This is a genomic window from Streptomyces sp. CB03238 (assembly GCF_002099185.1).
In the GTDB taxonomy this organism is placed as follows: Bacteria; Actinomycetota; Actinomycetes; order Streptomycetales; family Streptomycetaceae; genus Streptomyces.
The window spans coordinates 1-25,726 of the sequence record NZ_NBCN01000027.1 but is presented as its reverse complement, the minus strand read 5'-3'; the positions used below and the strand labels follow the sequence as shown (position 1 = coordinate 25,726).

15 protein-coding genes, 1 tRNA gene and 1 rRNA gene are annotated in these 25,726 nt (G+C 71.3%); 4 read left to right on the top strand and 13 right to left on the bottom strand.

Annotated elements, in window-relative coordinates:
• Positions 1 to 24 precede the first annotated feature (24 nt).
• Positions 25 to 885 carry an AraC family transcriptional regulator gene (locus tag BKD26_RS33330; RefSeq protein WP_084906011.1) on the bottom strand — a complete coding sequence of 287 codons (861 nt, stop codon included), beginning with the start codon at positions 883 to 885 and terminating at the stop codon, positions 25 to 27.
• A 135-nt stretch (positions 886 to 1,020) separates the two neighbouring features.
• On the opposite strand from BKD26_RS33330, the gene BKD26_RS33325 reads away from it, so the two are divergent.
• From BKD26_RS33325 to BKD26_RS33315, 3 genes are all read left to right on the top strand, one after another.
• Complete coding sequence (locus tag BKD26_RS33325; protein ID WP_084906118.1) at positions 1,021 to 5,640, top strand: ATP-dependent helicase; 4,620 nt, start codon at positions 1,021 to 1,023, stop codon at positions 5,638 to 5,640.
• A 74-nt stretch (positions 5,641 to 5,714) separates the two neighbouring features.
• Positions 5,715 to 6,518: a DNA-formamidopyrimidine glycosylase family protein gene (locus tag BKD26_RS33320; protein WP_084906009.1), complete on the top strand. Its 804-nt coding sequence runs from the start codon at positions 5,715 to 5,717 to the stop codon at positions 6,516 to 6,518.
• A 31-nt stretch (positions 6,519 to 6,549) separates the two neighbouring features.
• Complete coding sequence (locus tag BKD26_RS33315) at positions 6,550 to 7,317, top strand: SDR family NAD(P)-dependent oxidoreductase (RefSeq protein ID WP_084906007.1); 768 nt, start codon at positions 6,550 to 6,552, stop codon at positions 7,315 to 7,317.
• On the opposite strand, the gene BKD26_RS41745 is transcribed toward BKD26_RS33315, so the two are convergent.
• From BKD26_RS41745 to BKD26_RS33265, 10 genes are all read right to left on the bottom strand, one after another.
• A complete protein-coding gene (locus BKD26_RS41745; protein WP_084906005.1) occupies positions 7,265 to 7,519 on the bottom strand; it encodes a hypothetical protein in 255 nt (84 codons plus the stop codon). The genes BKD26_RS33315 and BKD26_RS41745 overlap by 53 nt on opposite strands.
• A 115-nt stretch (positions 7,520 to 7,634) precedes the next feature.
• Positions 7,635 to 8,120, bottom strand: coding sequence for a DNA starvation/stationary phase protection protein (locus BKD26_RS33305; RefSeq protein WP_084906003.1), 486 nt, complete (start codon positions 8,118 to 8,120; stop codon positions 7,635 to 7,637).
• Positions 8,121 to 8,282: 162 nt separating this feature from the next.
• On the bottom strand, positions 8,283 to 8,666 hold the full coding sequence (locus BKD26_RS33300) for a helix-turn-helix transcriptional regulator (RefSeq protein ID WP_019889909.1): 384 nt from the start codon (positions 8,664 to 8,666) through the stop codon (positions 8,283 to 8,285).
• Positions 8,667 to 8,775: 109 nt separating this feature from the next.
• Positions 8,776 to 9,297: a CinA family protein gene (locus BKD26_RS33295; RefSeq protein ID WP_084906001.1), complete on the bottom strand. Its 522-nt coding sequence runs from the start codon at positions 9,295 to 9,297 to the stop codon at positions 8,776 to 8,778.
• A complete protein-coding gene (gene pgsA / locus BKD26_RS33290) occupies positions 9,294 to 10,001 on the bottom strand; it encodes a CDP-diacylglycerol--glycerol-3-phosphate 3-phosphatidyltransferase (RefSeq protein ID WP_084905999.1) in 708 nt (235 codons plus the stop codon). The genes BKD26_RS33295 and pgsA overlap by 4 nt, the downstream gene beginning before the upstream one ends.
• On the bottom strand, positions 9,998 to 11,476 hold the full coding sequence (rimO, locus tag BKD26_RS33285; RefSeq protein WP_084905997.1) for a 30S ribosomal protein S12 methylthiotransferase RimO: 1,479 nt from the start codon (positions 11,474 to 11,476) through the stop codon (positions 9,998 to 10,000). Before rimO ends, pgsA begins: the two co-directional genes overlap by 4 nt.
• A 262-nt stretch (positions 11,477 to 11,738) precedes the next feature.
• Complete coding sequence (locus BKD26_RS33280) at positions 11,739 to 12,551, bottom strand: helix-turn-helix domain-containing protein (protein ID WP_084906116.1); 813 nt, start codon at positions 12,549 to 12,551, stop codon at positions 11,739 to 11,741.
• 287 nt (positions 12,552 to 12,838) lie between these two features.
• A complete protein-coding gene (locus BKD26_RS33275; RefSeq protein ID WP_241518972.1) occupies positions 12,839 to 15,643 on the bottom strand; it encodes a DNA translocase FtsK in 2,805 nt (934 codons plus the stop codon).
• Positions 15,644 to 15,780: 137 nt separating this feature from the next.
• Positions 15,781 to 16,464 (bottom strand): response regulator, encoded by a 684-nt coding sequence (locus tag BKD26_RS33270; protein WP_073755476.1) that lies wholly within the window; start codon positions 16,462 to 16,464, stop codon positions 15,781 to 15,783.
• Between the two features lie 244 nt (positions 16,465 to 16,708).
• A complete protein-coding gene (locus BKD26_RS33265) occupies positions 16,709 to 22,249 on the bottom strand; it encodes a HAMP domain-containing protein (RefSeq protein WP_241518971.1) in 5,541 nt (1,846 codons plus the stop codon).
• 283 nt (positions 22,250 to 22,532) lie between these two features.
• Between BKD26_RS33265 and BKD26_RS33255 the strand changes: the two genes are divergently transcribed.
• Positions 22,533 to 25,184, top strand: coding sequence for a SpoIIE family protein phosphatase (locus BKD26_RS33255; protein WP_084905991.1), 2,652 nt, complete (start codon positions 22,533 to 22,535; stop codon positions 25,182 to 25,184).
• A gap of 59 nt (positions 25,185 to 25,243) precedes the next feature.
• Here the strand turns inward: BKD26_RS33255 and BKD26_RS33250 are convergent.
• Both BKD26_RS33250 and rrf read right to left on the bottom strand, forming a co-directional pair.
• Positions 25,244 to 25,316, bottom strand: a tRNA-Thr gene (locus BKD26_RS33250).
• A 203-nt stretch (positions 25,317 to 25,519) separates the two neighbouring features.
• Positions 25,520 to 25,636, bottom strand: a 5S ribosomal RNA gene (gene rrf, locus BKD26_RS33245).
• Positions 25,637 to 25,726: the final 90 nt, after the last annotated feature.

Here is a 25,726-nt window from a genome sequence, read left to right as displayed (position 1 = left end):
TGTCTGTTCTGTCACGCCCCGAGGCTACGAACGGGGAAGCTTCCCGGTCTTGTACGTTCTTGCACGCTCGCGCTGGTAGGCGCCCGGCGGCACCCCGACGATCCGGGTGAAGTGCCGGTTCAGGTGCGGCTGGTCGGTGAACCCGACCGCGACGGCGGCGGCCGCGGGCGCCGTGCCGGCCTCCAGGAGGTGGCGAGCGGTGCGTACACGGGCATTGGTGAGCCAGGTGTGGAGCGGCATGCCGTAAGCGGCCTTGAAGGCGCGCAGCAGTGCGAAGGGGCTGGTGCCCAGTTCCCGCGCGAGCTGTTCCAGGGACGGCGGCTGGGCCATCCGCTCCTGGAGGAGCTCCCTGGCCCGGGAGGCCGTGCGGGCCCCGGCGGCGAGTGGTTCGCGCCGCGGCAGCGACTGGCCGTGGCGGCGCAGCAGCCGGGCCACGGCGATCCGCAGCAGGCTGTCGGCGGCGAGCGCGTTGCCCTCCTCGGCCGCCCGGTGCACCGCGCGGATGAGCTGGGCGGTGTCCTCGTCCTCGACGATGGTCTCGGCGAAGCCGGCGGTGCCGCGCAGTGTCGCCTCCTCCTCCGCGATCGCGGCGACGAGCTCCGACGACGGGTAGAGGGTGGCGTACGACCAGCCTTCGGGCACTCCGGCGTGAGCGGAGTGCGGCACCTCGGGGTTGATCATGACGACGGTGCCGGGGCGGGCCCGGATGGTGCCCTCCGGCATGATCACGTCCTCGACGCCACGCCGCACCGCGCCGAGGACGAACCCCTCATGGCTGTGCCGGGTGAAGGAATGGCGTACGTAGCGGGCGCGGAGCAGGTCGAGCCCGGGCACACCGGGGTACTGCCAGTGCCTGGCCCATTCGCCTTCCCGCCCGCTCGCCATTCCTCCATTCTGGCTTCCACTCGCGCGCCGCCGGCCTGCACCTCCACGTCCCGGACAGCCCGGTGAGGGTGCTGGACAGGCCGCCGGCACGGCCGCCGCGCCGGATTGTCAGTGGTGGGGTGCACGATGGTGGACATGGTCAGGACTGCGCTCGACTCCTTCTCCCCCGCGACCCGCGGCTGGTTCACGGGGGCCTTCAGCGCGCCCACCGCGGCCCAGGAAGGGGCCTGGCGGGCGATCGGCGAGGGCTCGGACGTCCTGGTCGTCGCCCCGACCGGGTCCGGCAAGACGCTGGCCGCGTTCCTCGCTTCCCTCGACCGGCTCGCGTCCACGCCGCCACCCGCCGACGCGAAGAAGCGCTGCCGTGTGCTGTACGTGTCTCCGCTGAAGGCTCTCGCCGTCGACGTGGAGCGCAATCTGCGCAGTCCGCTGACCGGCATCCGCCAGGAGTCCGTCCGCCTCGGCCTGCCCGAGCCGGACGTGCGGGTCGGCATCCGCTCGGGCGACACGCCGGCCGCCGAGCGGCGGTCGCTCGCCACCAGGCCGCCGGACATCCTGATCACCACGCCGGAGTCGCTGTTCCTGATGCTCACCTCCGCCACGCGGGACGCGCTCTCCGGCGTGGAGACGGTGATCCTGGACGAGGTGCACGCGGTCGCCGGTACGAAGCGGGGTGCCCATCTCGCACTGTCCCTGGAGCGGCTGGACGAGCTGCTGCCGCGCCCGGCCCGCCGCATCGGGCTGTCCGCGACGGTCCGCCCGGTGGACGAGGTCGCCCGCTATCTGTCGCCGCAGCGGAAGGTGGAGATCGTCCAGCCGGTCTCGGGCAAGGAGTTCGACCTGTCCGTGGTCGTCCCGGTCGAGGACCTGGGGGAGCTCGGGGGGTCGCCCGCGACGGAGACGGACCAGGCCGAGCGGCCGTCGATCTGGCCGCATGTCGAAGAGCGGATCGCCGACCTCGTGCAGGCACACCGGTCGACGATCGTCTTCGCCAACTCCCGCCGGCTGGCCGAGCGGCTGTGCAACCGGCTCAATGAGATCGCCTACGAGCGGGCCACCGGGGAGGCCCTCCCCGAGGACCAGTCCCCCGCCGAGCTGATGGCGCAGTCCGGTGCCGCGAAGGGCGCCCCGCCGCTGCTCGCGCGGGCGCACCACGGCTCGGTCTCCAAGGAGCAGCGGGCCCTGGTCGAGGAGGACCTCAAGGCGGGCCGGCTACCGGCCGTTGTCGCCACCTCCAGCCTGGAGCTGGGCATCGACATGGGCGCGGTGGACCTGGTCGTCCAGGTCGAGTCACCGCCGTCGGTGGCCTCCGGCCTCCAGCGCGTGGGCCGCGCCGGGCACCAGGTGGGCGCCGTGTCGACGGGCGTGGTGTTCCCCAAGTACCGCGGCGACCTGGTGCAGGCGGCCGTGGTCACCGAGCGGATGCGGGCCGGCTCCATCGAGTCGATGCGGATCCCGGCCAATCCGCTCGACGTGCTGGCCCAGCAGCTGGTCGCCATGGTCGCCCTGGACACCTGGCAGTTCGACGACCTGCTCGCCGTGGTCCGGCGGGCCGCGCCGTTCGCGTCGCTGCCCGAGGCGGCGTTCACCGCCGTCCTGGACATGCTCGCCGGGCGTTATCCGTCCGACGCGTTCGCGGAGCTGCGCCCGCGCGTGGTGTGGGACCGCGTCGCCGGTACGGTCACCGGCCGCCCGGGGGCGCAGCGCCTCGCCGTCACCTCGGGCGGCACGATCCCCGACCGGGGCCTGTTCGGGGTGTTCCTCGCGGGCGCCGACCCGAAGAAGGGCGGCGGCCGGGTCGGCGAGCTGGACGAGGAGATGGTGTACGAGTCGCGGGTCGGCGACGTGTTCACCCTCGGCACCTCCTCGTGGCGCATCGAGGACATCACGCGCGACCGGGTGCTGGTCTCCCCCGCGCCCGGTGTGCCGGGCCGGCTCCCGTTCTGGAAGGGCGACCAGCTGGGCCGTCCGCTGGAGCTGGGACGTGCGGTGGGCGCGTTCCTCCGCGAGGTCGGCTCGCTGGCACCGGACGACGCGCGGCTGCGCCTGCTGGCGGCGGGCCTGGACGCCTGGGCGGCCGACAACGTCCTGGCGTACCTGGACGAGCAGCGCCAGGCGTGCGGCCATGTGCCGGACGACCGGACCATCCTGGTGGAGCGGTTCCGCGACGAGCTGGGCGACTGGCGGGTGGTGGTGCACTCGCCGTTCGGCGCGCAGGTGCACGCCCCGTGGGCGCTGGCGCTGGGCGCCCGGCTCTCCGAGCGGTACGGCATGGACGCCCAGGTCATGCACGCCGACGACGGCATCGTGCTGCGGCTGCCCGACGCGGACCTGATGGGCCTGGACCTGCTCGACCAGGACCCGGCCGCCCCCGGCCTGGAGTACGACAACGACAAGGCGCCGGTCGGCGCCGCCGACGTCCTGTTCGACAAGGGCGAGGTCGACCAGATCGTCACCGACCAGGTCGGCGGCTCGGCGCTGTTCGCCTCCCGCTTCCGGGAGTGCGCGGCCCGCGCCCTGCTGCTGCCGCGCCGCACTCCCGGAAAGCGCACGCCGCTGTGGCAGCAGCGCCAGCGCGCCGCCCAACTGCTCCAGGTGGCGAGCGAGTTCGGCTCGTTCCCCATCGTCCTGGAGGCGGTCCGCGAGTGCCTGCAGGACGTCTTCGACGTCCCCGGGCTGCGGGAGCTGATGGGCGACATCGAGTCCCGCCGTGTCCGGCTGGTCGAGGTCACCACCCCCGAGCCGTCCCCGTTCGCCCGCTCACTGCTGTTCGGCTATGTGGCCCAGTTCCTGTACGAGGGTGACTCCCCGCTCGCCGAGCGGCGGGCCGCCGCGCTGTCCCTGGACTCGCGGCTCCTGGCCGAGCTCCTGGGCCAGGCGGAGCTGCGCGAGCTGCTGGACGCGGACGTCCTGACGGAGCTGGAGAGCGAGCTCCAGTGGCTCGCCGAGGACCGCCGCGTCAAGGACGTGGAGGGCGTCGCCGACGTGCTGCGCGTCCTGGGCCCTCTCACCGACGCCGAGTTGGTGGAGCGCGGCGCCGACCCGGACTGGCCCCGGCACCTGGCGAAGACCCGGCGGGCCATCCGCGTCCGTATCGGGGGCGCCGACCACTGGGCGGCCGTCGAGGACGCGGGCCGGCTGCGCGACGCCCTGGGCACGGCTCTCCCGGTCGGCGTCCCGGAGGCGTTCACCGAGCCGGTCAAGGACCCGCTCGGCGACCTCCTCGCGCGGTACGCGCGTACGCACGGCCCGTTCACGTCCACCCGGGCCGCCGCCCGGTTCGGTCTCGGCACCGCCGTCACCGACGGCGCCCTGCACCGCCTGGCCGCCGCCGGGCGCGTCGTCCAAGGCGAGTTCCACCCGTCCGGCATCGGCCAGGAGTGGTGTGACGCGGCCGTACTGCGCCGGCTGCGCCGCCGCTCGCTCGCCGCCCTCCGGCACGAGCTGGAGCCGGTCCCGCCGGCCGCGCTCGCCACCTTCCTGCCCCAGTGGCAGCACCTGGGCAGCAACAGCCTGCGCGGCGTCGACGGGCTGGCCCGCGCCATCGAACAGCTCCAGGGCGCACCCGTCCCCGCTTCCGCCCTCGAAAAGCTGATCCTCCCCTCCCGCGTCACCGGCTACGGCCCCGCCATGCTCGACGAGCTCACCACCACCGGCGAGGTCCTGTGGGCAGGAGCGGGCGCCCTCCCCGGCAAGGACGGCTGGGTCTCGCTCTACCTCGCCGACGCCGCGCCCCTGCTGCTCCCACCGCCCCACCCCCTGGAGCTCACCGCCCTCCACGAGTCGATCCTGACGACCCTGTCCGGCGGATACGGCCTGTTCTTCCGCCAGATCGCCGACCAGGTCCGCGCCACCACCCACCCCGACGCCACCGACCCACAGCTCGCCGACGCCCTGTGGGACCTGGCCTGGTCCGGCCGGCTCACCAACGACACCCTGGCGCCGCTGCGCTCCCTGCTCGGCTCCGGCCGTACGGCGGGCTCCACCGCCCACCGCGCCAAGCGCACCGTCCCCCGCGGCCGGTACGGCACGCTGACCGCCGCCGCCCGCCCCGCCTCCCGCTCCGGCCCGCCCACCGTCAGCGGCCGCTGGTCCCTCCTCCCGCCCGCCGAGCCTGAGCCGACCCACCGCGCCCACGCCCTGGCACGGACCCTCCTGGACCGGCACGGTGTGGTCACGCGCGGCGCGGTGGCCGCCGAGGGCGTGGAGGGCGGCTTCTCGGCGACGTACCGCGTCCTGTCGGCCTTCGAGGACACCGGCCAGGCCCGCCGCGGCTATGTCGTCGAAGGCCTGGGAGCCGCCCAGTTCGCCATCGACGGCGCCGTCGACCGTCTCCGCGCGGCGGCCACCGCCCGCGACCGCGCCGACACCACCGCCGCCCCGCGCGCCGTCGTCCTCGCCGCCGCCGACCCGGCCAACGCGTACGGCGCCGCGCTGTCCTGGCCCGAGCCCCCCACCGGCGCCGGCCACAAACCCGGCCGCAAGGCAGGCGCCCTCGTCGTCCTCGTCGACGGCGAGCTCACGCTCTACATGGAACGCGGCGGCAAGACCTTGCTGTCCTGGCCCACCGAACCGGACGCCCCGGCCCTCCAGGCGGCCGCCGACGCCCTCGCGGCAGCCGCCCGCGCGGGCTCCCTCGGCACGGTCACCGTCGAACGGATCAACGGCACCGCGGCCCTCACCTCCCCCCTGTCCCGAGCCCTGGAGGCGGCCGGCTTCCATGCCACGCCACGAGGCCTCCGCCTCCGCGCCTGACCACACACCGCCCGGACCCGCCTCCCAGCCCGCCACGACCCCGACGCCCGCCACACGTCCCGCATCATGGACCCATGCCCGAAGGAGACACCGTCTGGCTGACCGCCCGTCGCCTGCACACCGCCCTGGCGGGCAAGCTCCTGACCCGCTGCGACCTCCGGGTCCCGCGCCTGGCCACCGCCGACCTCACCGGCCGGACACTGCTGGACGTCACCCCGCGCGGCAAGCACCTCCTCACCCGTATCGAGGGCGGCCTCACCCTCCACTCCCACCTCCAGATGGACGGCGCCTGGCGCCTGTACGCACCCGACGAGCGCTGGAGCGGCGGCCCCGGCCACCAGATCCGGGCCATCCTGGCCACCACCACCCACACCGCCGTCGGCTACCGTCTCCCGGTCCTCGGCCTGATCCGCACCATCGACGAGCCGTCCGTCGTCGGCCACCTCGGCCCCGACCTCCTGGGCCCGGACTGGGACGCGGAGGAAGCGGTACGCAGGGTGTGCGCCGACCCCGCCCGCCCTCTCGGCGAGGCGCTGCTGGACCAGCGGAATCTCGCGGGCATCGGCAACGTCTACAAGTGCGAGCTCGCCTTCATGGCCCGGGTCACACCCTGGCTCGCGGTCGGCGACCTCCCGCCGGGCGTTCCCGAACGGCTGGTCTCCACCGCCCACCGTCTCCTGGAGGCGAACAAGGAGCGCTTCGACCGCCGGACGATCCTCACCACCGACCGCCCCGACCGGAAGCTCTACGTCTACGGCCGCAAGAACCAGCCCTGCTACCGCTGCGGCACCCCCGTCCGCCGCAAGGAGGAGACCGGACGGGACCGCATCTCCTACTGGTGCCCGGGCTGCCAGTCCGGTCCGGCACCCAGCAATTGACGGACCGTCAGCTCAGTCGTACCGTCCCGGCATGGCCTTCTCGCCGTACGACCTCACCGGCCGCACCGCGTTCGTCACCGGGGCCGCCGGCGGCATCGGCCGCGCGACCGCCGTACTGCTCGCCAGGGCGGGCGCCACCGTCCACTGCGCCGACCGCGACGAGACCGGCCTCAGCGGAACGCTGACCCTCATCGGCGAACAGGGCGGCACGGCCCACGCGCACACCGTCGACGTGACGGACCGCGCCACACTCCGGGCCGCGGTGGAAAGCGCCGGGCCACTCCAGGTCATGGCCGCCATCGCGGGCATCATGCACACCAGCACGGTCCTGGAGACGACGGACGAGGACCTCGACCGCGTGTTCGCCGTCAACTTCAAGGGCGTCCTGTACGCAAGCCAGGAGGCGGCCCGCTCCATGATCACGCATGGCGTGCGGCGGGGCTCCATCGTCACGATGGCGTCCGGCGCGGTGGACGCGGCGAGCCAGGGCCTGCTCTGCTACAGCGTCTCGAAGGCCGCCGTGGTCCAGCTGACCCGGACGCTGGCCACGGAGGTGGGACCGCATGGCATCCGCGTCAACGCCGTCGCGCCCGGCTGGGTCCGCACACCCATGACACAGCGCCATGGAGCCGACCGGCAGGAGCACGTCGAGGCCGCCATGGCGCGGATGTCCCCACTCGGCCGGGTGGGTGAGCCGGAGGACATCGCCCACACGGTCCTCCATCTGGCCTCCGACGCCTCATCCTTCACGACGGGTCAGATCCTGCGCCCCAACGGCGGCGTGGCCATGCCCTGGTAGCACGTGGGGCGTAGCGAGGCGTACGGGCCGAGGCCACATGCACGGGAAGCAGGCTCAGCCCCCAGCCGCCCGCCGCCATGGTCCCCTCGACGAGCCCCGCCTGACCGGGCACCAGCGCCAGTCTCAGCACCGCCCACCACCACAGCCCGCCCAGCACCAGCGCGAGCGCGAGCGCCAGCAGCGGAACCCGTCGCCGTACCATGCCGCCTCCTCCGGTCGACGCTAGACCGGCACGATCACATGGCGGGAGGGCGTACCGATGCGTGCCTCCAGCGCACGCCGGGCGCACCGGTACGCCCCCATCCAGCCCTGGCCGCTTAGGGGTTGTCCGCCTGACGGCTCTCCGCCTGGAACATCCAGGCATGCTTCTCGAGGTCCGCGGTGAGCCCGATGAGCAGATCCTGCGTCACCGGGTCGGGCTTGTCGGTCGCCTCGATCCGCTCCCGCATCCGCCCGACCACGGTCACCAGCGCGTCGACCATGATCCTGACCGCTTCGTCGTCCTTGATCCAGCCCGTCGGCACGTTCTTGATCGCCGTGCTGGACGCGACCGTGCCGGCTCGCCCGTCCGGGGTGACGCCCAGCGCCGAGGCTCGCTCCGCCATGACGTCGGAGTGCTGGCGGGCGGTGGTCACGACCTCGTCGAGCTGGAGGTGAATGGAGCGGAAGCGGGGCCCGACCACGTTCCAGTGGACCTGCTTGGCCACCAGGGACAGGTCGACCGCGTCCACCAGGGCACCCTGCAGGGCCTCGCCCACCACCTTCAGGTCGGCGTCGGACAGCGGGCTCTTCACGACAGACATCCGAAAATCCTCCGTTCCCGGCGTGCGGCGGGAGCGCACGCCCGTCCACCATTGCACATAGGACCTAAAACGGGCATTCGGGGTAAACGAAAGCCCCGGTCGACCATTCGGGTACCCGACCGGGGCTCAGCTCAAAACGTAGCTCCCACAACGCGAGAGCGCTCAGGCGGCGACGACGTCCACCGCCTCCGCAGGTGCCTTGATCGTCACCCGCTCCGTCGGCACACCCGCCACCGACGTCACGGACACAGAATTGAGCATCGGGCGTACTGGTGCCGGCACCGGCTCACTCGCCGCTGCCGATTCGGCCAGCTCAGCCAGCGAGAGCTCGTCGCTCACCTCTCGCATGAGCTCGGACATCCGTACGTCAAGCGCGTCGCAGATCGCGGAGAGCAGCTCGGAGGAAGCCTCCTTCTGCCCCCGCTCCACCTCGGAGAGATAGCCGAGCGATACTCGGGCGGACGAGGAGACTTCGCGCAGAGTACGGCCCTGGCGCTGGCGCTGCCGACGCAGCACGTCACCCAACAGGCGACGGAGCAGAATCATCGGTGGCTCCCTCCTCGGACCGTGTAGCCGCATCCTTCACGCCCCACCGTACCGCCTCGCGCTGCGGCCGTGCGGGGAGCGATGACGTGTTCACTCAGGGCTGCAAACATCAGTTCCCCCCGTTCCGTTCCGTATCCTGTGCCCGCACGTTCTCCGAGAGTTCGTCCGCGAGCAGTTCCAGCACGCTCCGTACACTCTCTCTACGGATTTCCGCGCGGTCGCCGTTCAATCGCAGTGCGACGACTTTCCCCGCACCGAGGGGCCCGCCGACCGGCCCACAGACCGCGACGTACACCGTGCCCACGGGCTGTCCGTCCTGTGGTTCGGGCCCCGCGACACCGGTCGTCGCGATCCCCCATCCGGCCCCCAGCCGGGCCCGTACACCTGCCGCCATCTGCAGCGCGACCTCCGGATCGACGGCCCCTCGCTGCGCCAGCAGCGCCGCGTCGACGCCGAGCAGGTCCTGCTTCAGCGCGGTCGCGTACGCCGTGACCGACCCCCGGAAGGACTTCGAGGCACCGGGCACGGACGTCAGTTCCGCGGCCACGAGGCCCCCCGTGAGCGACTCCGCGACAGCGACCGTCTGATTACTCTCCGCAAGGAGTGCCAGAGCGCGCGCTGCCGTCCTCATCGCCCCGACTCCCCCTCCGAACGCTCCGGCGAGCGCTCCGCGCGTTCCGGCGAGCGCTGAGCGCGCTCCGCGGCAAGCCCCTGGCGTCGCAGGACCACCGCCTGCCGCACGTAGTCGAGCCCGGTCACGACCGTCAGCACGACGGCCACCGCCATCACCCAGAAGCGGAGTGTCGCCAGAGGCCCGGTCAGCGCCAGAACATACATCCCCACCGCGGTGCCCTGCGCCAGGGTCTTCATCTTGCCGCCGCGACTGGCCGGAATGACTCCATGCCGGATCACCCAGAACCGCATCAGCGTGATGCCCAGCTCACGGAAGAGGATCACTCCGGTCACCCACCAGGGCAGGTCCCCGAGCGCCGACAGGCAGATCAGCCCGGCCGCCATGATCGCCTTGTCGGCGATCGGGTCGGCGATCTTCCCGAAGTCCGTGACCAGGTTGTACGCGCGTGCCAGGTGCCCGTCGAAGATGTCGGTGATCATGGCGACGGCGAACGCCGCCCACGCCCAGGCGCGCCAGGCCGGGTCGTACCCGCCGTCCTGGAGCATGAGCACCACGAAGGCCGGCACGAGCACCAGCCGCACCATGGTGAGGATGTTGGCGATGTTCCACAGGCTGGCCTGATTGACGGCCGCAGCGCCCAGCTTGCCGCCGGGCGCCGGCCTACCCGTACCGCCCGCAGCGGATGCCGGGGCTCCGGTCATCTGCCTGCCTCCTCAAGGCACTGGGCGACCAGGTCGACGCCCTCCGTGCCGACGACCTTGGCCGTGACCATCCGGCCGGGCACCAGGCCCCCGGCCGCCGTGAAGACCACCTGGCCGTCGGTCTCGGGCGCCTGGTGCGCGGCGCGCCCGACGGCGCCGTCCCCGTCCGGCGTCCCGTCCACCGACTCGACCAGTACCTCCAGGGTCTCGCCGAGCCGCTCCTCCGCGCGCTGGGCGGTCAGCTCCTCCGCGAGCCGCGACAGGTGGGCGAGCCGCTCGTCGACGACCTCCTGGTCGAGCTTGTTCTCGTACGTGGCGGCTTCCGTGCCGTCCTCGTCCGAGTACCCGAAGACGCCGATCGCATCGAGCCGGGCGTGCGTGATGAAGCGTTCCAGCTCCGCGAAGTCCTCCTCGCTCTCGCCGGGGAAGCCGACGATGAAGTTGGACCGCACACCGGCCTGCGGGGCCTTGCCACGGATGGTGTCCAGCAGTTCCAGGAACCGGTCGGTGTCCCCGAAGCGCCGCATCGAGCGCAGCACGTCGGGAGCCGAGTGCTGGAAAGACAGGTCGAAGTACGGCGCGACCTTCTCGGTCGACGTCAGGACGTCGATGAGCCCGGGCCGCATCTCGGCGGGCTGCAGGTAGCTGACGCGTACGCGCTCGATCCCGTCGACCGCCGCCAGCTCCGGCAGCAGGGTCTCCAGGAGGCGGATGTCGCCGAGGTCCTTGCCGTACGAGGTGTTGTTCTCGGAGACCAGCATGATCTCCTTCACGCCCTGCTCCGCCAGCCAGCGGGTCTCCCCCAGGACGTCCGACGGCCGCCGCGAGACGAAGGAGCCGCGGAAGGACGGGATGGCGCAGAACGAGCAGCGGCGGTCACAGCCGGAGGCGAGCTTCACCGAGGCGACCGGGCTGGTGTCGAGCCGGCGGCGCAGCGGGGCGCGCGGCCCGGACGCCGGGGCGACGCCCTCGGGGAGGTCCTCCGGGGCAGGCGCGGGCTCCTGGGAGTGGCCCGGCAGGGCGACCTGGGCGGCCGCCTCCTGCCGCTGCACGGGGCTCAGCGGCAGCAGCTTGCGCCGGTCGCGCGGGGTGTGGGCCTCCACGCTGCCGCCGCTCAGGATGGTCCGGAGCCGGTCGGAGATGTCGGTGTAGTCGTCGAAGCCCAGTACCCCGTCCGCCTCGGGCAGCGCCTCGGCGAGCTCCTTGCCGTACCGCTCGGCCATGCAGCCCACGGCGACGACGGCCTGGGTGCGGCCGTGGTCCTTGAGATCGTTGGCTTCGAGCAGGGCGTCGACGGAGTCCTTCTTGGCGGCCTCGACGAAGCCACAGGTGTTGACGACCGCGACATCCGCGTCGGCGGCTTCCTCGACGAGCTCCCAGCCGTCCGCTGCCAAGCGGCCTGCGAGCTCCTCCGAGTCCACCTCGTTACGGGCGCAGCCAAGAGTGACAAGGGCGACGGTACGGCGTTCGGGCATGGACTCAAGACTACTTTGTCCCGGCGACACCCCCGCCGCTCAGGGGTCACACCCCCGCACCATCGGCGGGCACCCCCCGCTGCCCGCCCCCGAAAACCACCCGACCCGGTGGTCCGCGACCCCACGCCACCCGGCCCGACGCCACCGGCCCCGGCCACCCGGCCCGACGCCACCGGCCCCGGCCACCCGGCCCGACGCCACCGGCCCCACGCCCCCCACTAGAGCGGCGCACGCCGCGCCCGCCCCCGGGCGGGCCGGACCGTCACCCGACCTGCGGGTCGCCCTTCTCGTACGACAGGCGCTCGACCTGACCGTCCTCGAACTCGTCCTCGACCTTCTTGCCGTTCACGAAGAGCTCGATCGCCCCGGCGTTGCCCAGGATGAGGTCCAGCCGCTCGTCGTCCTGGAAGGTCTTGGAGTCGCCCTTCAGCAGCAGCCCGTCGAACAGCAGCTTGCCGTCGCGCGCCTTCGCCGAGATCCAGCTCTTGTCGTCCTTCGCGGTGAGCTTGACCGTCACCTTGTCCTTGGGGACGGCCGCGATGGCGCTCTCCGACGGCGCGGGCGGCGGGGCCACGGCCTTGGGCGGCTTCGGCTTCGTGGTGGCCTTCTGCGCCGGAGCCGGGCCCTCGGCCACGTTGTTGCTCCGGGATCCGCCCCCCTCGCCGTTGAACAGGGTGAAGCCGACGAAGCCGATCACCGCGACGATCGCGGCGACCATGGCGGCGGTCCAGTTGGGCCGCCGCCGCTCCGGGCGGATGCGTTCGGCCTCGAACAGCGGCGCGGCGGGCGTCGGCGACGGGCGGCCGCCGTGCTCGGCGTCGTACTGCTCGACCAGGGCCGCGGAATCGAGCCCGACCGCACGCGCGAGCGTACGGATATGGCCACGGGCGTACACGTCGCCGCCGCATCGCGAGAAGTCGTCCTCCTCGATCGCGTGCACGATCGGGATGCGGACGCGCGTGGAGGTGCTGACCTCCTCGACCGTCAGGCCGGCGTCGATCCGTGCCTGCCGCAGCGCACGGCCGATCGAGGGCCGGTCGTCCTCAGGAGCGTCGCCCGGGACATCCGGGACCAGCGCCTCTGAGGCCTCGCGGTCCGGGAGAGCGTCGTCGGGAGTCGAAGGCCGGTCGTCTTCGGGGGAGTTGCCGATGGACACGAGGGCGCCTTTCGAGCGTGTAACCACCTGCTGGAGGTTCAGTCTATGGGTGGTACGAAAGGGTGGAGCAACCGGGCGGACGCACTTTGTACGCCATCGGAATGGCCGCGCGTCCGAGGGGCGGACAGCTATTTTCCGCCCTTCCCTCCAACTTGACGTACGGAAGGGGGAAACGGTTGCTCACGTTTCCCTAACGAGTGAGAGTCCTACGAGTCGGACTCCCCACGGATGACAGCGAGTACTCCATCCAGCTCATCCGGTTTGACAAGGACGTCCCGCGCCTTGGATCCCTCGCTCGGGCCGACGATGTTGCGCGACTCCATCAGGTCCATCAGCCGGCCCGCCTTGGCGAAGCCCACGCGCAGCTTGCGCTGGAGCATCGAGGTCGAGCCGAACTGCGTGGAGACGACCAGCTCGGCGGCCTGGCACAGCAGGTCCAGGTCGTCGCCGATGTCCTCGTCGATCTCCTTCTTCTGCTTGCCGCCGACCGTGACGTCGTCCCGGAAGACCGGCGCCATCTGCTCCTTGCAGTGCCGTACGACCGCCTGGACCTCTTCCTCGGTGACGAAGGCGCCCTGCATACGGATCGGCTTGTTGGCTCCCATGGGCAGGAACAGGCCGTCGCCCTTGCCGATGAGCTTCTCGGCGCCCGGCTGGTCCAGGATGACCCGGCTGTCGGCGAGCGACGAGGTGGCGAAGGCGAGGCGGGACGGCACGTTCGCCTTGATCAGGCCGGTGACGACATCGACCGACGGCCGCTGGGTGGCGAGCACCAGGTGGATGCCGGCGGCCCGCGCCAGCTGCGTGATGCGGACGATCGCGTCCTCGACGTCCCTGGGCGCGACCATCATCAGGTCGGCCAGCTCGTCGACGATGACCAGCAGGTACGGGTAGGGCTGGAGCTCGCGCTCGCTGCCCTCCGGCGGCTTGACCTTCCCGGCCCGTACGGCGGCGTTGAAGTCGTCGATGTGCCGGTATCCGTACGCCGCCAGGTCGTCGTAGCGCAGGTCCATCTCCCGCACGACCCACTGGAGGGCCTCGGCGGCCCGCTTGGGGTTGGTGATGATCGGCGTGATCAGGTGCGGGATGCCCTCGTACGCGGTCAGCTCGACCCGCTTGGGGTCGACCAGCACCATCCGTACGTCCTCGGGGGTCGCCCTTATCATCACCGACGTGATCAGGCAGTTGATGCACGACGACTTGCCGGAGCCGGTGGCACCGGCGACCAGGATGTGCGGCATCTTCGCCAGGTTCGCCATCACATAGCCGCCCTCGACGTCCTTGCCCAGCGCGACCAGCATCGGGTGGTCGTCCTCGGCGGCGTCCGCGAGGCGCAGCACGTCGCCGAGGTTGACCATCTCGCGGTCGGTGTTGGGGATCTCGATGCCGACGGCGGACTTGCCGGGGATCGGCGAGATGATCCGTACGTCGGGGCTGGCGACGGCGTACGCGATGTTCTTCGTCAGCGCCGTGATCCGCTCGACCTTCACGGCCGGGCCGAGCTCCACCTCGTACCGGGTGACCGTCGGGCCGCGGGTGAAGCCGGTGACGGCCGCGTCGACCTTGAACTCCGAGAAGACGGTCGTCAGCGACGCCACGATCGCGTCGTTGGCGGCGCTGCGCGTCTTGCCGGGGCCGCCGCGCTCCAGCAGGTTCAGCGACGGCAGGGCATACGTGATGTCCCCCGAGAGCTGGAGCTGCTCGGCGCGCGCCGGCAGCCCCTCCGGCTCGTCACGGACGGGCGCGGGCTTGGTGAGGTCCGGTACGACGCCGCCCGGCGGCTCCGCCTCGCGGGCAGGATCCCGCGCGGGCGGTACGGAGGCGGGGTCACCGGCCCGGGCGCGGCGCGCGTCCCGCTCACGGTCGCCCGTGACATCCCGCGTCAGGTCGGCGACCAGCGGCGAGGGCGGCATGCCGTTCAGCACGGCCCCGTCCAGCGCGGCAGCGGCGGCCGCGGCGACGTCCACGGCGTCCATGGGCCGGTCGAAGTCGGCGGGCTCGGGGGATGCGGGCGCCGCCTTCCGGGGCCGCCTGCGCCGCGTGAGCGCCTCGGTCTCGGCCTGGTCCGGGTCGTACGACTCGTACGCCCCGGGCCCGGCACCCCGCCGCCGCGACCGGGCGGGCAGCGCCTCGCGCCACTGGTCGTCGTACCGCTCGTCGTCCTCGCCCGCCTCCCGTACGCCGGGCTCGACGAGGCCCAGCCGCGCGCCGAGCGCCCTCAGGCGCTGCGGGATGGCGTTGACGGGCGTCGCCGTGACGACGAGCAGCCCGAAGACGGTGAGCAGCACCAGCATGGGGACGGCGAGGACCTCGCCCATCATGAAGATCAGCGGCTTGGAGGCGCCCCAGCCGATCAGTCCGCCGGCGTCCCGCACCGCCTCGCTGCCCTGATCCCGCCCGGGGGAGCCGCAGGCGATGTGGACCTGGCCGAGTACCCCGATGACGAGCGCCGACAGCCCGATGACGATCCGCCCGTTGGCCTCGGGCTTCTCGGGGTGGAGGATCAGCCGGATGGCGATCGCGCCGATGAGCAGCGGGACGATCAGGTCGAGCCGGCCGAAGGCGCCCGTGACGAGCATCTCGACCAGGTCGCCGACCGGGCCCTTGAGGTTGGCCCAGGTGCCGGCGGCCACGATCAGGGCGATGCCGAGGAGCAGCAGGGCCAGGCCGTCCTTGCGGTGCGCCGGGTCGAGCCCCTTGGCGCCGCGCCCTATGCCCCGGAACATGGCGCCGACCGCGTGCGCGAGGCCCAGCCAGAGGGCGCGCACGACCCGGTACACGCCCCCGGTGGGCGACGGTGCCGGTTTGGGCGCGGCCTTCTTCGTGGGCGCCTTCTTGGCGGGCGCCCTTTTGGCGGCGTTCGCGCGCTTGGCGGGCGCGGTCTTCTTCGCGGGAGGCTTCCCCGGGACCGCCGGGGCCGCCTTCTTCGCAGCGCCGGTCGTACGGCCGGCGCGCGGCTTCGCGGTGCCCGCCGTGCCCTGGGAACCCTTGCCGGACGTACGTGAGGCCATGGTGGTGAGGTTACCGGTGTGGGGCGCGGTGGACACGTGTGCCCACCGCTTCACCCGTTCGTGTCGTCCTGGACGTTACGAGGAGCTGACGCCCGTTCAACGACGGGCGCCACGCCCCATGAGCCGGCGGCCGGAGGTCAGTTCTGCGCCGGCAGCGTGGGCGATCCGCCGCCCCCGGTGCCCGGTTCCAGCGCGTCCAGCGCCCTGCGCAGCCCGGTGAGCTTGCGCTCCAGGTGCGCGGCGGTGGCGACGGCCGCGGCGTCCGCCGAGTCGTCGTCGAGCTGCTTGGACAGCGCCTCGGCCTGCTCCTCAACTGCCGCGAGCCGCGCGGACAGTTCCGCCAGCAGCCCTGCGGACTCCTTGGCGGCTCCGTCCTGGCCGCCGCCGCCTTCGAGCTGGAGCCGCAGGAGCGCGGCCTGCTCGCGCAGCTGACAGTTCTTCATGTACAGCTCGACGAAGACCGAGACCTTGGCGCGCAGCACCCAGGGGTCGAAGGGCTTGGAGATGTAGTCGACGGCCCCCGCCGCGTACCCCCGGAAGGTGTGGTGCGGGCCGTGGTTGATCGCCGTCAGGAAGATGATCGGGATGTCCCGTGTCCGTTCCCGACGCTTGATGTGCGCGGCGGTCTCGAAACCGTCCATACCCGGCATCTGGACGTCCAGCAGAATGACCGCGAAGTCGTCCGTCAGCAGCGCCTTGAGTGCTTCCTCCCCTGACGATGCCCGCACCAGCGTCTGATCGAGCGCAGAGAGGATGGCCTCCAGCGCCAGCAGATTCTCCGGTCGGTCATCGACCAGGAGGATCTTGGCCTTCTGCACCATGGCCCGTCCTCCTCGCCCCGGCAGTTGGCCGGGCGCCGCCCCAGGGGACGACTCCCTTGCGCCGTCCGTCCTTGTGCCGGTCATGGTAGCCGCACCCCGCCTGTCACCACACCCTGTCACCGCGATGTCACTGTGCACGTAGCAGAAACGCGGTGGGAGACCAGAAGGTTCCCCGAATACCGCCCTCTCACACGCTTTCGACCACAGCCAGTCAGCAACTCGCCAGGATTCGGCCCTCCTCTGCTCACTCTCCGCGCATCCACTGCTCCATGACCGAGAGCAGATGATCCGGATCCACCGGCTTCGTAACGTAATCGGAGGCGCCCGACTCGATCGCCTTCTCCCGGTCGCCCTTCATCGCCTTCGCGGTGAGCGCGATGATCGGCAGGCCGGCGAACTGCGGCATCCGGCGGATCGCCGTTGTCGTCGCATAGCCGTCCATCTCGGGCATCATGATGTCCATCAGTACGACCGTCACATCGTCGTGCTGCTCCAGGACTTCGATGCCCTCACGGCCGTTCTCCGCGTACAGCACCGACAGCCCGTGCTGCTCCAGCACGCTGGTGAGCGCGAAGACATTGCGGATGTCGTCGTCGACGATCAGCACCTTCTCGCCGTGGAACTCGAAGCTGCGCCTCGGCTCGTTCGCCTCCTGCCCGGCCGCCCCCCACGCGTCCGAGGCCGCGGAGGCCCCCGAAACCCCGGCACCCGACGGCCCAGAAGATCCGGAAGCCGCCCCGGGCTGGCCCGGCAGCGCGGTCCGCTGCTCCGCCCCGCCCAGCGCCGCCCGGCGCCGGTGCCGGAACAGCGCGCCGGAACTGGAGCGCCGCTCGGACCGCTCGGAGTGTTCCGCACCGGCACCCGAAGCCGCCTGCCCGTAGCCCCCGTGCCCCTCGTGCACGTCCAGTACGCCGTCCTCGGCACCAGACGGGTGGAGGTCCAGGCCGGGGCCGTGCCCGTAGCCCTGCGGGGGCAGCTCGCTCGGGTGCAGCGGCAGGTACAGCGTGAACGTCGAGCCACGGCCCGGTTCGCTCGCCGCGTGGATCTCGCCGCCCAGCAGCCGGGCGATCTCCCGGCTGATCGACAGCCCCAGCCCCGTACCGCCGTACTTGCGGCTGGTCGTGCCGTCCGCCTGCTTGAACGCCTCGAAGATCACCCGCATCTTGCTGGCCGCGATCCCGATCCCGGTGTCCGTCACCGAGAAGGCGATCAGGTCACCCTCCGGGTCACGCAGCGAACCGGCCTCCAGCAGCTGCTCCCGGATCGACTGCGGCACGTCCGCCTTGGCCGGCCGGATCACCAGCTCGACCGCCCCGCTGTCGGTGAACTTCACCGCGTTCGACAACAGGTTCCGCAGCACCTGGAGCAGCCGCTGCTCGTCGGTGTGCAGCGTGGCGGGCAGCTCCGGGGAGACCCGTACGGAGAAGTCGAGCCCCTTCTCGGCGGTCAGCGGCCGGAAGGTCGCCTCCACGTAGTCGACCAGCTGCACCAGCGCGATCCGGGTCGGGCTGACATCCATCTTGCCCGCCTCGACCTTCGACAGGTCCAGGATGTCGTTGATCAGCTGGAGCAGGTCCGAACCCGCCCCATGGATCGTCTCGGCGAACTCGACCTGCTTGGGCGACAGGTTCCCGTCGGCGTTGTCGGCGAGCAGCTTCGCCAGGATGAGCAGCGAGTTCAGCGGCGTACGCAGCTCGTGCGACATGTTCGCCAGGAACTCCGACTTGTAGCGCATGGATACGGCGAGCTGCTCGGCCCGCTCCTCCAGCACCTGCCGGGCCTCCTCGATCTCGGTGTTCTTCACCTCGATGTCGCGGTTCTGCTGCGCCAGCAGCTCGGCCTTCTCCTCCAGTTCCGCGTTGGAGTCCTGAAGGGCCTTCTGGCGGTTCTCCAGCTCCGCCGACCGCTCGCGCAGCTGCTCGGTCAGCTCCTGCGACTGCTTCAGCAGCACCTCGGTCTTCGTATTGACGCTGATGGTGTTGACGCTCGTCGCGATCATCTCGGCGATCTGGTTGAGGAAGTCGCGCTGGATCTGGGTGAAGGGCTGGAACGACGCCAGCTCGATCACACCCAGGACCTTCCCCTCGAAGAGCACCGGCAGCACGACCACATGCGCCGGGGCCGCCTCACCGAGCCCGGAGGAGATCTTCAGGTAGCCCGGCGGCACATTGACCTGGATGGTCCGCTTCTCTTCGGCCGCCGTACCGATCAGCGTCTCGCCCGGCCGGAAGGACGTGGGCATCGCTCCCGACGAGTAGCCGTAGCTGCCGCGCATGACCAGCTCGTACGAGCCGTCCTCGTCCGCCCCGATCTCGCCGCCGGCACCCGTCGGCAATGCCAGGAAGAACGCGCCGTGCTGCGCCGAGACGACCGGCGTGAGCTCGCTCATGATCAGCGAGGCCACGTCGTCGAGGTCCCGGCGGCCCTGCATCAAGCCGGAGATACGGGCCAGGTTGCCCTTGAGCCAGTCCTGCTCCTCGTTGGCGAGGGTGGTGTCGCGCAGGTTGGCGATCATCGTGTTGATGTTGTCCTGGAGGACCTGGATCTCGCCCGCCGCGTCCACGTCGATCTTCAGGTTCAGGTCGCCGCGGGTCACCGCCGTGGCGACGGCCGCGATGGCGCGCACCTGGCGGGTCAGGTTCCCGGCCATCTCGTTCACCGACTCGGTCAGGTCCCGCCAGGTGCCGTCGACGTCCCGCACGCGGGCCTGGCCGCCGAGGATGCCCTCCGTACCCACCTCACGGGCGACTCGCGTCACCTCCTCCGCGAAGGAGGACAGCTGGTCGACCATCGTGTTGATGGTGTTCTTCAGCTCCTGGATCTCACCGCGCGCGTCGATGTCGATCTTCTTGGTGAGGTCGCCCTTCGCGATGGCGGTGGTGACCGTGGCGATCTGGCGCACCTGACCGGTCAGGTTGGACGCCATCGAGTTCACCGACTCGGTCAGGTCCTTCCACGTACCGGAGACGCCCGGCACCCGGGCCTGGCCGCCCAGCTCGCCCTCCGTACCCACCTCACGGGCCACTCGCGTCACCTCGTCGGCGAACGAGGACAGCGTCGTCACCATCGTGTTGACCGTGTCGGCCAGCTCGGCGACCTCGCCGCGCGCCTCGACCGTCACCTTCTTGGTCAGATCGCCGTTGGCGACGGCCGACGACACCCGCGAGATGTTCCGCACCTGCGAGGTCAGGTTGTTGGCCATCACGTTGACGTTGTCGCTCAGGTCCTTCCAGATGCCGGTGACGCCCCGCACCCGGGCCTGGCCGCCGAGGATGCCCTCCGTACCCACCTCACGGGCGACTCGCGTCACCTCGTCGGCGAAGTTCGACAACTGGTCCACCATCGTGTTCACGGTGGTCACCAGGTCGAGGATCTCGCCCCGCGCATCGACGGTGATCTTCTTCGACAGGTCACCCTTGGCGACCGCCGTCGTCACCTCGGCGATGTTGCGCACCTGGGAGGTGAGGTTGTTCGCCATCGAGTTGACGGACTGGGTCAGGTCCTTCCAGGTGCCGGAGACTCCCTGCACCTCCGCCTGACCGCCCAGGATGCCCTCGGTACCCACCTCGCGGGCCACCCGGGTCACCTGCTCGGCGAAGTTGGACAGCTGGTCCACCATCGTGTTGAGGGTGTTCTTCAGCTCCAGGATCTCGCCGCGCGCGTCCACGTCGATCTTCTGCGACAGGTCACCCCGCGCCACCGCCGTGGCGACCTGCGCGATGTTCCGCACCTGAGCGGTCAGGTTCCCGGCCATGCCGTTCACCGAGTCCGTCAGGTCCCGCCACACACCGGCGACGCCCGGCACCTGCGCCTGCCCGCCGAGCCGCCCGTCCGTACCCACCTCGCGGGCCACCCGGGTCACCTGCTCCGCGAACGCGGACAGCTGGTCGACCATCGTGTTGATGGTGTTCTTCAGCTCCAGGATCTCGCCGCGCGCGTCCACGTCGATCTTCTGCGACAGGTCACCCCGCGCCACCGCCGTCGTCACCTGCGCGATCTGACGCACCTGGGAGGTGAGGTTGCCGGCCATGAAGTTGACGGAGTCGGTGAGCTCCTTCCACGTACCAGACACACCCGGTACGCGCGCCTGCCCGCCGAGCCGGCCCTCCGTGCCCACGTCCCGCGCCATCCGCGTCACCTGATCGGCGAACGACGACAGCTGCGCCACCATCGTGTTGACGGTGTTCTTCAACTCCAGCATCTCGCCCGCGACATCGACCGTGACCTTCTGCGACAGGTCACCGTTCGCGACCGCCGTCGTCACCTGCGCGATGTCCCGCACCTGACCGGTGAGGTTACGGAACGCCGTGTTCACCGAGTCGGTGAGGTCCTTCCACGTCCCGGCCGCCCCCGGCACCTCCGCCTGACCACCCAGCCGGCCCTCGACACCGACCTCCCGCGCCACACGGGTCACTTCGGAACCGAACGCCGACAGCTGGTCCACCATCGTGTTGACGGTGTTCTTCAACTCCAGCATCTCACCGGCCACATCGACCGTGACCTTCTGCGACAGGTCACCGTTCGCGACCGCCGTCGTCACCTGCGCGATGTCCCGCACCTGCGTGGTCAGATTGCGGAAGACGGTGTTGACCGAATCCGTCAGGTCCTTCCACGTACCCGCCGCACCCGGCACCTGCGCCTGACCGCCCAGCAGCCCCTCGGCGCCGACCTCGCTCGCCACCCGCGTCACCTCGTCGGCGAACGTACGCAGCGTCTCGGTCATCTGGTTGATCGTGTCCGCGAGCTGCGCCACCTCACCCCGCGCGCTCACCGTCACCTTCTGCGACAGGTCGCCGTTGGCGACGGCCGTCGTCACCTCGGCGATACCCCGCACCTGGGACGTCAGGTTGCCCGCCATCGTGTTGACGGAGTCGGTCAGGTCCTTCCAGACCCCGGCCACGCCCGGCACCTCGGCCTGGCCGCCCAGCTCGCCCTCCGTACCCACCTCACGCGCGACCCGCGTCACTTCGGAACCGAACGCCGACAGCTGGTCCACCATCGTGTTGACGGTGTTCTTCAGCTGGAGCATCTCACCGGCCACATGGACGGTGACCTTCCGCGACAGATCACCCTTGGCGACCGCCGTCGTGACGAGAGCAATGTCACGCACCTGAGCAGTCAGCCGGTACGCCATGGTGTTGACCGAATCCGTCAGGTCCTTCCACGAACCCGACATACCGCGCACCTGCGCCTGGCCACCCAGCTTGCCCTCGGTACCGACCTCCAGCGCCACCCGCGTCACCTCGTCGGTGAACGCCGACAACTGGTCGACCAGGTTGTTCACCGTACGGGCGACCTTCAGGAACTCGCCCCGCAGCGGCCGCGCCGACCCGTCCGTACCCTCCGAACGCAACTCCATCCGCTGCTCGAGGTCACCCTCCGCAACCGCCGACAGCACCCGCCCGACCTCCGAGACCGGCCGCGTCATGTCGTCCACCAGCGCGTTCGCGGCCTCGATGGCCTGCGCCCACGCGCCCTCGCTGGCCCCGACCTCCAGCCGCTCCGACAGCTTGCCCTCACGCCCGACCATCCGCCGCACCCGGGACAGCTCACCGGTCAGATGCAGCTTCCGGTCGGCGACCTCGTTGAAAACGGCGGCGATCTCCGCCATCACGCCGTCACCGGTCACGGTCAGGCGCTTACGGAAATTGCCGTCCCGCATCGACACCAGGGCCGCCAGCAGCCGCTCCAGGGCAGCGGCATCCACCTCGACGGTCCCACCACTCCGGGGCCGTCCGCCCTTCGCGCGCGTGCTACCGCCCCGCGCCGTCACGCCAGACTCCACCGTGTCCCTCCCGAAGGGGTTGACCGTACTGCTCGGGCATTGCCGCTCCCTCTGCCGCCGGAAGCCTTCCCAGTGTTTCACCACGACAGAACCAGGCCATAACAGTTCGGCAGCTTCGCATAACGTCCCCGCCCTCGGGGGACGGAAACAGCGGTGACCACCATCCGCCCGGACAGCGAAGGTAAGTAACCTGGCATCCGGCTGTCCAACCGCCCCGGTCCGCCCGGCAGGGGCGGCGCGACGCTGTACGACCACCGGGCACCGGGGAGGGGCAGGGCCGATCATGGCAGAGCCGGGCGTAGAGACGCGTACGAGGAGTTCTGTGATCACCGCTCGGGCGGCCGCCACCTTCGAACCCGTGGGACGGTCCGTGGCGACCGCCCGGGCCTTCGTCCGGGACACCCTCCAGGGCTGGGGGTACACCGACGTCGTCGACGACGCGGTGGTCCTGACCAGCGAACTCGTCACCAACGCCGTCATCCACGCCGGCACCGCCGCCGACGTCCTGTGCCTGCGCACGGAGAACGGCGTACGCATCGAGGTCGCCGACCGCTACCCCGAGCGCGAGGTCCCCCTCCAGGGCACCGGCCGCTCCCTGGGCAGCCCCGACCGCGAGAACGGCCGAGGACTGCTCCTGTGCGCCGCTCTCGCGTCCCGCTGGGGCGTGGAGTACTCACCCACCCACAAACAGGTCTGGTTCCAGCTGGACCTCCCTGAGCGCCCCGTAGGGACCCGCTCCGCCGGCCCCGTCCTGCCCACCGACCTCCTCCCGGTCGCCGACGACCGGGTCCGCGTCGCCGTCGCCCAGATCGACCGCCACGGCACGATCACCGCCTGGAACGAGGACGCCGAGCACCTCTTCGGATACCCCGCCGACCAGGTCGTCGGCAAGCCGCTGGGCGACTTCGCAGCCTGGCCCCACACCCCCGGCATCGGCACCGGCATCGCCGAGGCCCTCCGCCTCTCCCGCTGGGAGGGCAGCTACGGCATCCGCGGCACCGACGGCCGCGTCATCCCCGTCTACGCCTCCCACCTGCGCGTACGCGACACCCAAGGCGAGCCGTCCACCGTCTGCCTCCTCGTACGGGACTACGAACGCGCCGTCCTCCAGTCCCCGCAGCGCACCCCCGTCGACTCCAGCAACGAGAGCCGCACCACCGACCCGTTCGAGGTCTTCATCGGCTCCCCCGCCCCCGACGACCTGGACGGCCTCCTCCAGCGCACCGTCGAACGCGCCCGCGACATGCTGGACGGCGACGCCGCCTTCCTCCTCCTCGCCACCGACGACGAGACCGAGCTGGAGGTACGGGCCACCACGGGCCTCCCGTCCGCCCGCCAGCGCTTCGCCCGCGTCCCCGTCGAAGCCGCCGGCACCGGCCGCTACTCCTCCGCCCGCATGCCCGCCGTGCATGAGGACCTCTCGGCCGTCCCCGGCTCCGTCCCGCTCCTCAACGGCACCGGCATGCGCTCCGTCGTCACCGTCCCCCTCAAGGTCGAGGGCCGCCTCACCGGCTCCCTCGGCGTCGCGGCCGAAGCACCGGGCCGGTACTCGAACGAAGAGGCCCTCCGCCTCCAGTTCGCCGCCGACCGCATCGCCCTCGCCGTCGAATCCGCCCGCCTCGGCGAGCTCGAACGCCTCCGCCGCGGCTCCCTCAGCTTCCTCGTCGAGGCCTCCGACCTGCTCGCCGGCACCCTCGACCGCGACCAGACCCTGGCCCTCATGGCCCAGATGACGGTCCCCACCCTTGCCACCTGGTGCGCCGTCTACACGATCGCCGACCCGACCTCGGAGCCGTACCTCTCCTACGTCCTGCACGAGGACGAGGAGCGCATCGACGGCCTCAAGGCCCTCCTCTCCAAGATCGCCCCTCCGGAGCCCGTCCCGTCCCCCGGAGCCCGCGTCTGGACCGCCCCAGCGGACGCCGCCCACCAGGCCGCCCTGCGCACCTCCATGCGCGAGCTGGGCCTCGCCTCCTCCCCCGTGTCCTCCGGGATCGGTACGACGCTGGCCACGGCCGCCGCGGTCGGCGGCGAGACCGTCGTCCTCCCCCTGGTCGCCCGCAACCGCGTCATCGGCATGCTCACCCTCGGCAAGCCCTCCGACGACCACTTCCGCCAGGAGATCCTGGAGCTCGCCGAGGACCTCTCCCGCCGCGCCGCCCTGGCCCTGGACAACGCCCGTCTGTACTCGGAGCGCATGGCCATCAGCCAGTCCCTCCAGCGCAGCCTCCTGCCCCCGGGCCTCCCCCAGATCCCCGGCGTCGAGGTCGACGTCATCTACCGAGCGGCCGGCGAGGGCAACGAGGTGGGCGGCGACTTCTACGACCTCTTCCCGATCCGCGACAACGCGTACGGCTTCGCCATCGGCGACGTCTGCGGTACGGGCCCGGAAGCGGCCGCCGTCACCGGCCTGGCCCGCCACGCCCTGCGCCTCCTGGCCCGCGAGGGCTTCGGCGGCCCGGCGGTCCTGGAGCGCCTGAACGCCGCGATCCTCGACGAGGGCGCCCGCAGCCGCTTCCTCACGCTCCTGTACGGCGAGCTGTGGCCCCAGGAGGACGGCAGCGCCCTCCTCAAGGTCGTCTGCGCCGGCCACCCGCTCCCGCTGCGCCTCCGCCAGGACGGCACGGTGGAACCGGCCGCCGACCCGCAGCCGCTCCTCGGCGTCATGGAGGACCTGGAGCTGTACGAGCAGACGGTCACCCTCGACCCGGGCGACGTCCTCCTGTGCGTCACGGACGGCGTCACCGAGCGCCGCGAGGGCAGCCGCATGCTGGGCGACGACGGCCTCGCCGAGGTCCTCACCACGTGTACGGGCCTGACGGCCGGCGCGGTCACCGCCCGCATTATGCGCGCGGTCGAACGCTTCGCCGCGGAACCGCCCTCCGACGACATGGCCATCCTCGCGATGCGCGTCCCAGAGCCTCACACAGACTGACCGGGCTGAACGCAAAGAAGGCCCCCGCCACAAGGGCGGGGGCCTTCTTCATTTATCTGAGCCCCCAAACGGAATCGAACCGTTGACCTTCTCCTTACCATGGAGACGCTCTGCCGACTGAGCTATAGGGGCCGGCTTGCCGCTTCGAGGTTTCCCCCTCGGCAACGGGATAAAGCATACCCCGAACGAGCGGGGATGCCCAACCGAGACTGACGACTGGCACACCATCAAGTGCCGGTGGCGCCAGGCGAACTGAGCCCCCCTCACGTCCCGCCGCTGAAACGCAAAAAAGCCTCAGGCCCCGGACTTTGTCCGGGGCCTGAGGCTCAATAATTGTTCGGCGGTGTCCTACTCTCCCACAGGGTCCCCCCTGCAGTACCATCGGCGCTGAAAGGCTTAGCTTCCGGGTTCGGAATGTAACCGGGCGTTTCCCTAACGCTATGACCACCGAAACACTATGAAGATGTCGAACTTCTACCGGCAACGGGAGTTCGTTACTTCAGAACTAACACAGTGGACGCGAGCAACTGAGGACAAGCCCT

Excerpts from the sequence above, each read along its gene's own strand:
- BKD26_RS33325 (WP_084906118.1), top strand. The coding sequence starts at position 1,021 with ATGGTCAGGACTGCGCTCGACTCCTTCTCCCCCGCGACCCGCGGCTGG.
- BKD26_RS33330 (WP_084906011.1), bottom strand. The coding sequence starts at position 885 with ATGGCGAGCGGGCGGGAAGGCGAATGGGCCAGGCACTGGCAGTACCCC.
- BKD26_RS33270 (WP_073755476.1), bottom strand. The coding sequence starts at position 16,464 with ATGGTGCAGAAGGCCAAGATCCTCCTGGTCGATGACCGACCGGAGAAT.
- BKD26_RS33275 (WP_241518972.1), bottom strand. The coding sequence starts at position 15,643 with ATGGCCTCACGTACGTCCGGCAAGGGTTCCCAGGGCACGGCGGGCACC.
- BKD26_RS41745 (WP_084906005.1), bottom strand. The coding sequence starts at position 7,519 with ATGGTACGGCGACGGGTTCCGCTGCTGGCGCTCGCGCTCGCGCTGGTG.
- BKD26_RS33305 (WP_084906003.1), bottom strand. The coding sequence starts at position 8,120 with ATGTCTGTCGTGAAGAGCCCGCTGTCCGACGCCGACCTGAAGGTGGTG.
- pgsA (WP_084905999.1), bottom strand. The coding sequence starts at position 10,001 with ATGACCGGAGCCCCGGCATCCGCTGCGGGCGGTACGGGTAGGCCGGCG.
- BKD26_RS33255 (WP_084905991.1), top strand. The coding sequence starts at position 22,533 with ATGGCAGAGCCGGGCGTAGAGACGCGTACGAGGAGTTCTGTGATCACC.
- BKD26_RS33315 (WP_084906007.1), top strand. The coding sequence starts at position 6,550 with ATGGCCTTCTCGCCGTACGACCTCACCGGCCGCACCGCGTTCGTCACC.
- BKD26_RS33300 (WP_019889909.1), bottom strand. The coding sequence starts at position 8,666 with ATGATTCTGCTCCGTCGCCTGTTGGGTGACGTGCTGCGTCGGCAGCGC.
- BKD26_RS33320 (WP_084906009.1), top strand. The coding sequence starts at position 5,715 with ATGCCCGAAGGAGACACCGTCTGGCTGACCGCCCGTCGCCTGCACACC.
- rimO (WP_084905997.1), bottom strand. The coding sequence starts at position 11,476 with ATGCCCGAACGCCGTACCGTCGCCCTTGTCACTCTTGGCTGCGCCCGT.
- BKD26_RS33295 (WP_084906001.1), bottom strand. The coding sequence starts at position 9,297 with ATGAGGACGGCAGCGCGCGCTCTGGCACTCCTTGCGGAGAGTAATCAG.